Source organism: uncultured Lutibacter sp. (assembly GCF_937891065.1).
In the GTDB taxonomy this organism is placed as follows: Bacteria; Bacteroidota; Bacteroidia; order Flavobacteriales; family Flavobacteriaceae; genus Lutibacter.
The window spans coordinates 1-12021 of the sequence record NZ_CALAEQ010000034.1; the positions used below are offsets into that span (position 1 = coordinate 1).

The 12021-nt window shown below is 32.6% G+C and carries 9 protein-coding genes; 6 read left to right on the plus strand and 3 right to left on the minus strand.

Annotation, left to right across the window (positions count from 1 at the left end; genetic code table 11):
• From Q0352_RS02225 to Q0352_RS02235, 3 genes are all read left to right on the plus strand, one after another.
• On the plus strand, positions 1–1602 hold a 1602-nt coding region (locus Q0352_RS02225; RefSeq protein ID WP_299522931.1), incomplete at its 5' end, for a nucleoside-diphosphate sugar epimerase/dehydratase.
• A 398-nt stretch (positions 1603–2000) separates the two neighbouring features.
• The gene (locus Q0352_RS02230) at positions 2001–2690 is read left to right on the plus strand and encodes a polysaccharide biosynthesis/export family protein (protein ID WP_299522935.1); all 690 of its coding nucleotides are present in this window, start codon (positions 2001–2003) and stop codon (positions 2688–2690) included.
• 10 nt (positions 2691–2700) lie between these two features.
• Positions 2701–5052: a polysaccharide biosynthesis tyrosine autokinase gene (locus Q0352_RS02235; RefSeq protein WP_299522938.1), complete on the plus strand. Its 2352-nt coding sequence runs from the start codon at positions 2701–2703 to the stop codon at positions 5050–5052.
• A 423-nt stretch (positions 5053–5475) separates the two neighbouring features.
• Here the strand turns inward: Q0352_RS02235 and Q0352_RS02240 are convergent, their stop codons facing one another.
• The gene (locus Q0352_RS02240) at positions 5476–6216 is read right to left on the minus strand and encodes a CpsB/CapC family capsule biosynthesis tyrosine phosphatase (RefSeq protein ID WP_299522941.1); all 741 of its coding nucleotides are present in this window, start codon (positions 6214–6216) and stop codon (positions 5476–5478) included.
• A gap of 273 nt (positions 6217–6489) precedes the next feature.
• On the opposite strand from Q0352_RS02240, the gene Q0352_RS02245 reads away from it, so the two are divergent.
• Positions 6490–7044, plus strand: a complete 555-nt coding sequence (locus Q0352_RS02245) for a DUF3575 domain-containing protein (RefSeq protein ID WP_299522944.1) — start codon at positions 6490–6492, stop codon at positions 7042–7044.
• A 158-nt stretch (positions 7045–7202) separates the two neighbouring features.
• Here the strand turns inward: Q0352_RS02245 and Q0352_RS02250 are convergent, their stop codons facing one another.
• Entirely contained in the window at positions 7203–7772 is a 570-nt protein-coding gene (locus tag Q0352_RS02250; RefSeq protein WP_299522947.1) for a peroxiredoxin, read from the minus strand.
• Between the two features lie 256 nt (positions 7773–8028).
• Positions 8029–8796: a DeoR/GlpR family DNA-binding transcription regulator gene (locus Q0352_RS02255; protein ID WP_299522949.1), complete on the minus strand. Its 768-nt coding sequence runs from the start codon at positions 8794–8796 to the stop codon at positions 8029–8031.
• Positions 8797–9121: 325 nt separating this feature from the next.
• Here Q0352_RS02255 and Q0352_RS02260 point away from each other — a divergent pair, with 325 nt between their 5' ends.
• Entirely contained in the window at positions 9122–10678 is a 1557-nt protein-coding gene (locus Q0352_RS02260; protein WP_299522952.1) for a glycerol-3-phosphate dehydrogenase/oxidase, read from the plus strand.
• A 308-nt stretch (positions 10679–10986) separates the two neighbouring features.
• Positions 10987–12021, plus strand: a 1035-nt coding sequence (locus tag Q0352_RS02265) for an MFS transporter (RefSeq protein WP_299522955.1), incomplete at its 3' end; no start/stop codon positions are given.

The following is a 12021-nucleotide window of genomic DNA, read 5'->3' on the forward strand; positions in this document are numbered from 1 at the left end:
ATCCATCCAAATTTCAACATTCCGTTGTCTATTTTAGTCATTCATTTTTTATTGAATGTGCTCATTTTAATTTTTAGCAGGCATTTATTTAAAGCATTGTACCGGGTATTAATTGAGGATTCTAAAATTGAAAAACGAGTGCTGATTTATGGTGCTGGGGAGGCAGGTTTATTAACCTATGGTATATTAAAGGAAGACAATAAAAGTAAGACTCAAATAATAGGTTTTATTGATGATAATAAAAATAAAACAGGAAGAAAGATAAACCGTTTACAAGTATATAGCTCAGCAGCAATAGATGGAAAATTTATAATTTCAAAAAGAATTAATGAAATTATTATTGCCATACAAACCATACAACCCATTCAAATATTAGCATTGGTAGATAGATTTGCAGACCTTGCTGTGGAGGTGAAAATAGTACCTCCTACAAAAGATTGGATAGGCAATGAGTTAAAATTGAATCAAATTAAATCGGTGAATGTTGAAGATCTACTGGGAAGAACACCTATTCAATTAGATAATCAGGTTTTAAAAAGAGAATTAAATGACAAAGTAATTTTAATAACAGGTGCTGCAGGCTCAATAGGAAGTGAAATAGCGAGGCAAGTGGCAGGTTTTAATTATAAACATTTGATTTTAATAGATCAAGCCGAATCTGAACTCTACAATTTGCAACAATATTTTCATCGTAACAATACGCGTAATTGTACTTCAATTGTTACAGATGTGCGGAATTATAAGCGAATGGATTTTATATTTGAACAATACCAACCCAACATTGTTTTTCATGCTGCAGCTTATAAACATGTGCCTTTTATGGAAGCAAACCCATACGAAGCGGTACGTGTAAATATTTCAGGAACTAAAAATATAGCTGAACTGGCCATCAAATACCATGCTGAAAAATTTGTAATGGTATCTACAGATAAAGCTGTAAACCCTACAAACGTAATGGGAGCTACCAAGCGAATTGCAGAAATGCAAATCTCTTGCTTGCAGGAGAAAGGGAAAACAAAATTTATCACCACACGTTTTGGAAATGTATTAGGTTCAAACGGATCTGTAATTCCGTTGTTTAAACAACAAATTAAAAATGGAGGTCCATTAACAGTAACACATAAAGATATTACACGCTATTTTATGACCATTCCAGAGGCTTGTCAGTTAGTATTAGAAGCTGGCGCTATGGGTAATGGAGGCGAAATATTTGTTTTTGATATGGGTGAATCTGTAAAAATTTACGATCTGGCCTTAAATATGATTCGTTTATCTGGGCTCCATTTCCCTAAGGATATTGATATTAAAATAATAGGTTTACGCCCCGGAGAAAAAATTTATGAAGAATTACTAGGCGATGGTGAAAACACCAAAAATACCTATCATGATAAAATTATGATTGCAGAAGTAAAGCCTATAAATATAGAAAAGCTAACAAAAGAAATAGCTGAATTATGTGAAGGGAATGAAGATTTTAATGAAGAGAAAACGATTCTGAAAATGAAAAAAATTGTACCAGAATTTATTTCTAACAACTCAAAATATGAAGTTTTGGACGTACTTCGACAAGCTCAGCATGACAAAGTGAGGAGTGATGAGTGAAGATGTGCTTCGACAGGCTCAGCATGACAAAGTGAAGAGTTAGAAAGAGAAATTCCCCTCTTGAGAGGGGTTAGGGGTGTGTTTTTGAATGATGAGTAGGACAGAGCGTAAAGAAAACAGCTTGTAGCTGTTTTTAGCGAATGGGCCAGGTGGCGCGTTGGGCTTAAAAGAGTGAAGAGTTAGGAAGTGCTTCGACAAGCTCAGCATGACAAATTGAAGAATAAGGAGTGAAAATTGAAATAGCAAAAGAAAAAGAAACCGTATATTTGAGTCTTCTTATAAGACCCTAAAATTAAATAGCATAAACAGTGAAAAAGCGAATGAAAAACACGTTATATAACCAACTACTCATATTTTGCATAGCCACTTTATTTGTAGCGTGTGTCTCCCCAAAAAAAATGGTTTATTTTCAAGACATAGAAGGTGTTGAAACGAATGAAACTGTTGTGAATTATGAGCCTAAAATTCAGGTGGGCGATTTGTTAAGTATTAATGTGTCAGCAATTGATGGGGAAGCAGCGATGCCATTTAATTTATATGAAACACCTATGATTGGGAGTGCTGTATCCAATGCGAAACCTTTAACATACTTAGTGAATTCAGATGGTGAAATTAATTTTCCAGTACTGGGTACCATGAAAGTAGCAGGGCTGTCAACTAAAATTTTAGCAGCCGATTTAACCAAAACCTTGGCAGCTTATTTGAAATCACCTATTGTAAATATTAGATTAACTAATTTTAAAGTGACCGTTTTAGGAGAGGTAAAGGTGCCTGGTAGTTATACAATTTCCAATGAGCGAATTTCAATTATTGAAGCAATTGGATTGGCCGGTGATTTAACCATACAAGGAAGAAGAAGTACTGTATTATTAATAAGAGAACAAGAAGGTGAACGGAAATTTGTAACCATAGATTTAACGAATAAAAAATTATTTAACTCTCCCTATTTTTATTTAGCACAAAACGATGTGATTTATATAGAGCCTAATAAAACAAAGTTAAATTCATCTGTAGTTGGTTCTAATACAGGAGTTATACTCTCGTCAGTATCTATTTTAATTACATTAATAACACTACTTACTCGTTAAAATTAGAGCTATGCAACAAGAGAATCCGTTAAATACTGTAAATTTTAATGATGAATCTATCAATATTCGTGAAGAGATAGAAAAATATGCATACCACTGGAAGTGGTTTGTGTTGGCAATTATGGTGGCGCTCACAACGGCATTTTTATTCCTACGCTATGCACCTAATACGTATGAGGTGTCTACAACTATTTTAATTGATGAAGAAAATAGTGGAGGTTTAGCCTCGGAATTGTCTGCTTTTGAAGATTTAGGATTGCTAGGAGGAACACAAACAACATTAGACAATGAAATTGAATTGTTAAAGTCTAGAACTTTAATGCAAGAGGTGATTGAAGATTTAGGAGTAAACGTCACTTATTTCAATAAAGGAAGGGTAAAAACGTCTGAACTGTTTTATCAAAATTTACCTATTAAAATCAACTTTTTTTCTAAAGACTCACTGTTTTATTTAAAAGATACCATGTTTACGGTGAAACTAAAATCAGAGACTAATTTTAGTTTACTCAATATTACAGGAGAATTGGTTTCCGAACATGTATTTGGTGAAAGTATTTACAGTACTATAAGTGATATCACAATAACGCCTGCTACTAACCATAAATTAAAAGGGGATGAAGAAATTATTGTAAAAATTACACCATTAAAAAATGTGGTTGACCGGTATAGAAATGCCATTCAAATTCAGCCTGTAAACAAAAATGCAAGCGTTATAAGGTTAAGCCTAAATGATCAATTACGATTGAAGGCTCAGGTTATTTTAAACAGGTTAGTGTACCAATATAATAAAGATGCTGTTGAAGATAAAAGCACGGTAGCCAAAAATACCAATGAATTTATAAATCAACGATTAGAAATTATAAATAAAGATTTACTAGCGGTAGAGTCAAATGCAGAAACATTTAAAAGTGAGAACAAATTAACAGACATCTCTTCTGAAGCGGGTTTGAATTTAGCCTCAAAATCGGAGTTCGAAAAAAGAATTGTTGAATTAGGAACACAGCTTAAATTAATAGCCTATGTTGGAGAGTATCTTGAAATTAATTCGGAGGATTTAATTCCGGCGAACCTAGGATTGCCTCAAGGAGCATTGGAAGCAAGTACCTTAAAATACAATGAGCTGTTATTAGAGCGCAATCGCATTCTTAAAAGCTCAAGCAAATTAAATCCAGTAATTGTTAATTTAAGTGATCAGATTACACAATTGAAAGAAAGCATTTCTCAAAGCTTAGTGAATTTAGAGTCTTCATTAACAATTTCTTTAAATCAAGTAATGCAACAGCAGTCTCGTTTAAATTCTAAAATTGCTGCAGTACCAAAACAAGAAAGAGAATATAGAGACATTCAGCGTCAGCAGCAAATAATAGAAGCGTTGTACTTGTATTTATTGGAAAAACGAGAAGAAAATGCCATTACGTTGGCGGTAACGTTACCCAATGCAAAAGTTATTGATGCAGCTTATGGAAGTGATACTCCAGTTGCTCCTAAACGTAAAATTATCTATTTAGCAGCATTACTTTTAGGGGTTATTGTTCCATTTGGAGTGCTGTACATATTATTTTTATTAGATAATAAAGTGCATTCAAGAAAAGATGTTGAGGCTATTGTAAAAGCACCTTACTTAGGAGATATTCCTAAATCAGTTTCCGCTAATAAAGTGGTGGTATCAGGCAATGATCGGAATAGTGTTGCGGAATCTTTTCGTTTGTTAAGAACCAACATTAATTTTATGCTTTCTAAAGCAAAAGACCAAGGAAAACTTATTTTTTTAACATCGACATTAGCAGGAGAAGGGAAAACATTTGTTTCTATTAATTTGGCAGCAGCATTGGCATTATCAAATAAAAAAGTATTGTTAATGGGTGCAGACATTCGGAAACCGAAAATTTCTGAATACTTAAATATAGCCTCAGAAAAAGGTTTGACCCATTTCTTAATGGATGATTCGGTGACTATTAAGGAAGTAATAACATCAGTTAAAGAAGGATTTGATTTAGTAAATTCAGGAGCGATACCGCCAAACCCATCAGAATTACTAATGAATGGAAGGTTTGAAGAAGCTTTAGCATATGGGAAAGAACATTATGATTATGTAATAGTAGATACGGCTCCTGTAAATATTGTTACAGATACTTTATTATTAGGGCAACAAGCAGATTTATTTATTTATGTAATTAGAGCAAATTTCTTAGACAAGCGTTTATTAGAAGTGCCTAAATTATTATATAGTGAAAAACGATTGCCTAATATGGCTGTATTGGTAAATGACACCAATTTTGAAAGAGGTTATGGGTATGGCTACGGTTATGGCTACGGATATGGCGAAGCTACAGTTAAAAAGGCTTGGTGGAAAAGAAAGTAACTATCATTCAGGAGAATGTCATACTGAGCTTGTCGAAGGATCTATCGAAGTGTTTATTTGGGGTCTGTTGATTATGAATTATAGTAATGAGTCTTGCAGTCTCGCTTAGCTCTTGTCTTGCAGTCCTGAGTCAAAGAAGTAAAAAGTGATGAGTGGTGATGTGCTTCGACAAGCTCAGCATGACAAAGTGAAAAGTAAAAAATTAGTCACACTGAGCCTGTCGAAGTGCTAGTTGAAGTGAAATAGAACTAAAAAAGTCTTCAATACTTCGGCCAAGCTAAGTACAGGCTAAGCTCAGACTGACAAAGGCATATAAATAATTTAAGCTAAATAAGCTGACAGCAAGACTGCACGACCGCAAGACAATAAAAAGAGCGAAGCGAGACAGCACGACAGCACGACTGCACGACTCAGACAGTAAAGCTACTTAAACACTTCATTATTTTTTAAAATAGGGGTTAGTTTTTTTATAATAGCCGTACTATTGATGCGTTCCAAATAATTTAAGTGCCTGTCATGATGGGTATCTGTTCCAACAAAATCAATAAGATTGTCCTTTAGAAGTTTTTTAGCAATGGTAGTTACCTCTTTCCCGTAATATTTAGTAAGTGATAATAAATTAAGTTGAAATAAGCAACCAGCTTCTTTCAGTTTACTGTATTCAGCATAATTGTTATGGTAAAAAGCATACCTTTCTGGATGTGCTAAAATAGGTTTGTATCCTGCTATTTGAATAGCAAATAGTGTTTCATATAAATTGAGGGGGGCATTTAAATAGGACATTTCAATAAGAAGATAATTATCTTTAATTGTTAGTAATTTTTCTGTTTTTAATAAGGTATTAAAATTACCATCTAACATATATTCTGCAGCCAGCTTCAATTGAACTTCGGTAAAATTTACTTTTTTTAGAAAGTCATTAAATTCGTTAAATCTTTTTTTTAGGCTCAAGCTTGAATTTTCCCATACACCTTCCATAATATGTGGTGTTAAAATAATAGTGTTGATGCCATAGCTATGCATTTTTTTTAATAAAGCTAAAGAATCTTCAAAACTTTGAGAACCATCATCTACCCCTGGTAAAATATGAGAATGAATATCCACAAAGTCATCAGGGAAATTCGTTGTAATGGATGTTTGTTTGTTTTTGAAAAAGTTAAGCATATATTTTTGGAAATTAAAACACCTGTTATTGTCACTATTTGTACTGCATATTTTATGCGAAGTTAGGAAAATTTAAGCAATGTGTACTTTTCAAATTGATACTTGCTTTATTGTTTTTAGGTTAAAATTGAATAGGATAACGATATAGCGTTTGAGAGTACAGAAGGAAGAATATAGTAGTTGCAGTTTATAGGTAACTTCAAATGGAGTAGCGATAAATAGTTGAAAAAATAGAGGTTACTTTTCATAAATCATTATATTTACAATACGGTTATGAAAATAAAACTACTCAGCATATTTCTTATGTTGTATTCAATGCATTTACAAAGTCAAACCTATGTAAAAGTGAATACATTAACTACGTTACTTACCATCCCAAATGTTGGGATAGAGACTAGTATTGGTGAAAAATCAACTTTCCAATTTGATATCACAGCATCATTTTGGAAATCAATTAAGGGGAAACCAAGTCAGTTTTATATTTTTATTCCAGAGTATAGGTATCATTTTAATGAAAAATACCAAGGTTTTTATGTTGGAGCTCATGTAGGATTTACACTTTTTAACTTTCAAAAATGGAATTATCTGAATACCAATTTGTATGAAAAAGGGCTTGGATATGTAATGGGTGTAACGATAGGGTATCAAACAAAGATAAATGATCGATTTTTATTTGATGTTTTTTTAGGAGGAGGAAATAGTCAAGGGTTTTATAAAGGATACACTATTGGTTCAGATATCCGATATGATAACGCTGAAAATTATAATAAAAGTGGTGAATGGCTTCCTTATAGAGGTGGAGTGATGCTTTCGTACCGTATTAAATAGTGTATATATTGCATCTAATTAACAATACAATTGATTTGCGAGCTATTATGAGTATACAAGTAAAAGATTCTCATTCGTAAGTTCGATTGATTTATTATAAACGTATTAAAGAGAAATCTTATTAATATATTGAGAACTAATAAGCTGCTGAATGTGTATTACTTCGTGTAGTTTTTAATGATAGCTTGTACTTTTTTACTGTCTTCAGCAGCAGTTACTTCTGCGTTTTTATAAATAATTTTTCGATCTTTATCTAAAACAAAAGTCCACCGAGCTGCGGTCACGCCTCTTGTTAACATAAAGCTATCTCCATTAAATTCTCTGGTAATTGAGCCACCATCTTTTGTTGGTACTCCAAATATTTTTGCAATGTTTCCAATAGGATCAGACAATAAAGGGAAATTTAGTTGTGATGATTCTTTAAAGTGTTTTAGGTTAGCAACTTCATCGCCGCTAACACCAATAATAGTGACACCCATTTTATCGAAAGTAACTTTATCATCGCGATATGCGCAAGCCTGAGCGGTGCATCCTCCAGTCATAGCAGCTGGATAAAAATAAACCACTAAAAAATCGGATAATACATCAGAAGAATTCCATTCATTGCCAGTATCATCAAGTCCAGAAAATGTTGGGACTTTATCCTCTACGTTTAATTCGGTGGTGTTTTGTGCTATTGTTGAAAGCGAAATTGTGAAAATTAGGAGTAGATTAAGTATGTTTTTCATTTTATAATGTTTTTATGAAATAGGATGTGAAATAGGTTTATTAATGATTAATATATTTATGGTTGCAATTAGTAAAAACGTCAGTTCGAGTGTTTTTTTGGAGTAAAACGGAACAAAAAAAGTATCGAGAACCTTTTTTAAAAATAATTTTTTTGATCTTGATATGATTTTGTATAAAAATTCACTTGAACTTACGAAAATTATCGTCAAAAATTAATTGCATTAACAGGTAAAATATAATTTAGGATGTGAAATCTTAAACAATGGTAACGTCAATCCCAATTTCAATAAGTTTGTTTTTTGTGACTTCATCAATGCCACTATCTGTAATTATTTGATCTATATCTTCAAGGCCACATATTCTTCCAAAGCCTTTTCTTCCAAATTTAGAAGAATCAGCGAGTACAATAATTTTTTGAGCGGCTTTTATCATTTGTTTATTCAAAGAGGCTTCCATAGAGTTCGTTGTTGAAAGTCCGAATTCTAAATCAATACCGTCTACACCTAAAAATAATTTTGTAAAAGTGAATTCAGCTAGCATTTTTTCTCCAATAGGGCCAACTACAGACGATGAGCTTGGTCGTACCATTCCTCCTAATTGCATCACGTCAATATTAGGATTCTCAGCGAGTATTAGAGCTGTGTTTAACGATGCTGTTAATACTGTTAAGCCTTCAACAGGTTGAACGTGTTTTGCAAATTCTATGACAGAGGTTCCTGATGCTATTATAATACTGTCATTTGGTTCTAAAGTTAGTCCGGCAGCGATAGCAATTCTGTTTTTTTCTTTGATGTTTATTTTTTCCTTAATATGTACATGGTGTTCTGTAATATATGGATTTGAAGGAATAGCTCTACCGTGTGATCTAAATAATAATTTTCTTTCTTCCAATAATTTCAGGTCCTTTCGAATGGTTACTACAGAAACATCAAATTCTTGACTTAAATCATTAACGGTAACAAACCCGTTTCGTTCCAGTTTATCGAGTATCAGTTTATGTCGATCAATAATATTTAATACCATTCTAATATATTTTAAAGCAAAGGTACGATATTCTCTAGTTAAATTGAAATAATTTAAAATGCCTTTTGTGTGTTTTTTTAATTTACATGTAGCTGATGAATTGTTTTTATGGAGGAATTTTATTGTAGAAATTTTACTGTTTTGTTGAATTTGCGATTAAAACAATCATTAAAATTTAGTAATGTTTTTATGTTTTAGTTTCGAATTAATGATAAATATCATAATTATGTAAAAAAAACTAAATAAAACTTTCGTTGTGTTTCGATTAATTATATATTTACAGCGTTAATGTTTCATATTGAATAAATAAATTAAAAAGTAGGTTATGAAAAGAAGTGAAATGATTGATGAAATTAGTAAGAATAATAAAGAATACGATTTCATAGTAATAGGTGGTGGAGCGACAGGGATTGGAATTGCATTGGATGCTGCTTCAAGAGGGTATTCAGTAGTGTTACTTGAAATGTCAGATTTCACAAAATCGACATCAAGTAAAAGTACAAAGTTGGTTCATGGTGGAGTTCGTTATTTGGCACAAGGAGATGTTGGATTGGTAAGGGAGGCTGTTGTTGAAAGAGGGTTGTTAACTCAGAATGCTCCTCATTTAGTTAAAAATCAGTCTTTTATAATTCCAACTCAAGGATTGTTTGATGAATTGCAATATACGGTTGGTTTAACGTTATATGATTTATTGGCCGGAAAATTAAGCTTAGGGAGATCTAAACGTATTTCAAAAGCGAAAACCTTAAAACGTATTTCAACAATTAATCCTGAAAAAATTACTGCTGGTGTAGTGTATCACGATGGTCAATTTGATGACACCCGATTGGCAATTAATGCATTGCAAAGCGCTACTGAGTTAGGTGCTATTGTAATTAATTATTGTCCAGTAACAAGTTTGATGAAGGATGCAGATGGAAATGTTTCAGGAGTTCGATTTTTTGATGAGGAAAGTAAAAAATCGCATGAAATAAAAGGAAAGCAAGTTGTGAATGCAACAGGTGTTTTTGCTGATGATGTTTTGAAAATGGATACGCCAAATGCTAAAAAAACGATTGCTCCTAGTCAAGGGGTGCATTTAGTATTGGATAAAAGCTTTTTGCCTGGAGATGATGCGATTATGATTCCTAAAACTGATGATGGTAGAGTATTATTTTTAGTTCCTTGGCATGGTAGAGTTGTTGTTGGTACAACCGATACACCTATTAAAGAAGAATCTTTAGAGCCAATAGCTTTAGAAGAAGAAATCCAATTTATTTTAAAAACAGCCGAACGTTATTTAACAAAAGCCCCAAAAAGAAGTGATGTTTTAAGTGTTTTTGCGGGACTTAGACCTTTAGCGGCAACAGAGGAAGGAAAGAAAACGAAAGAGATTTCTAGAAGTCATAAAATATTCACTTCAGATTCTGGATTGTTAACGATGGTTGGTGGGAAATGGACAACTTTCAGAAAAATGGGTGAGGATTTGGTTGATAAAACTGAAAAAAGAAATGGTTGGCCTCATATTTCTACAAAAACGAGGCATTTAAAAATACATGGATATAAAAAAAATGTAGATCATAACAACCCTTTGTATTTTTATGGAAGTGATGAAATAGCGATTTTAAAATTAGCAAAGGAAGAGGGGATGAGTGAATTGATAAGTTCATCATTAGGAGTTATGAAAGCGCAAGTAGTTTGGGCTGTGAGACATGAAATGGCACGTACAGTTGAAGATGTTTTAGCACGTAGAGTTCGTTGCCAATTGTTGGATGCTAAAGAGAGTATCAAAATGGCTCCTAAAGTTGCGAAAATCATGGCTGCTGAATTAGGAGAGAATGAGGCTTGGGAAAAGAATCAAATAGATGAATATGTACAAGTTACATTAAATTATATTTTATAAGTGAGAATTAATTGAATAGGTATAAAAATCTAATATTAAATGATGCATACGATGTTAGATTTTTATTTCTTTTCTCGCTTTAAGAAGCTTTATGATATAAGTCATTGATTTTGTAAAAAAACCAAAAAAAACTTTCGAATTGTTATATTTTATAATATTTTCGTTGCCCGAAAAAAAATGAGACTATTTAAGTGTTGTTTTACGAAAACGATTTAGTGTTTGTTTTGAATGAGAAAAGTTAGGTTGCTTTCAAATTGAAAATAAAAAATGATAAGAAGCTTAATTTAAGAATTAATAAATCAGTACATATGATAAATTTATTTAAACCAGCAGCACACAAGGAGTTGCTTCCTGACGATAAAATTGATAGCTCTTATAAGAGGTTGAGATTGCAAGTGTTTATTGGAATATTTGTGGGTTATGCCGGCTATTACCTTGTTAGAAAAGTATTTTCATTAGCCATGCCAGATTTAGTGAATCTTGGTTATTCTAAAACACAATTAGGTTTTGCCCTATCTGGAGTATCCATTGCTTATGGGTTAAGTAAATTTATTATGGGGAATGTTTCCGATAGAAGTAATGCCCGTAATTTTTTAACTGCAGGTTTAGTACTCTCAGCTTTTACTATGATTTTAATGGGGATATTGCCTGTTGCAACATCGTCTATAATGATAATGTTTGTATTGTTAATTTTGAATGGATGGTTTCAAGGAATGGGTTGGCCTCCTAGTGGTAGAGTGATGGTACACTGGTTTTCTTTGAAAGAAAGAGGAACAAAAATGGCGATTTGGAATGTGGCTCATAATGTTGGAGGTGGTATTATTGGACCCCTTGCAATTTTAGGAGTTGCAATTTTTGCAGATTGGCATGCTAAATTATATTTCCCTGGATTTATAGCTTTAGGTGTAGCCGTTATAACTTGGTTTTTAATTAGAGATACCCCGCAATCTTGTGGACTTCCAAATATTGAAAAATATAAAAATGATTATCCAGATAATTATTCAGATAAATTTGAAGAAGAAATGTCTGCTAAAGAAATTTTCTTTAAATACATATTCAAAAACAAACTGTTATGGTCTATTGCTTTTGCCAATGCCTTTGTTTATTTAGTGCGTTATGGTGTTTTAGATTGGGCCCCTTTATATCTTGAAGAAGCGAAAGGTTTTTCTATCAAAGAATCTGGATGGGCGTACTTTGCTTATGAATGGGCGGGTATACCAGGAACACTACTTTGTGGATATTTAAGTGATAAAGTATTTAATGGAAAAAGAGCTCCTGTGAGTATTATTTATATGCTTCTTGTCATGGTTTCAATATATATGTATTGGACCAGTGATTCAATA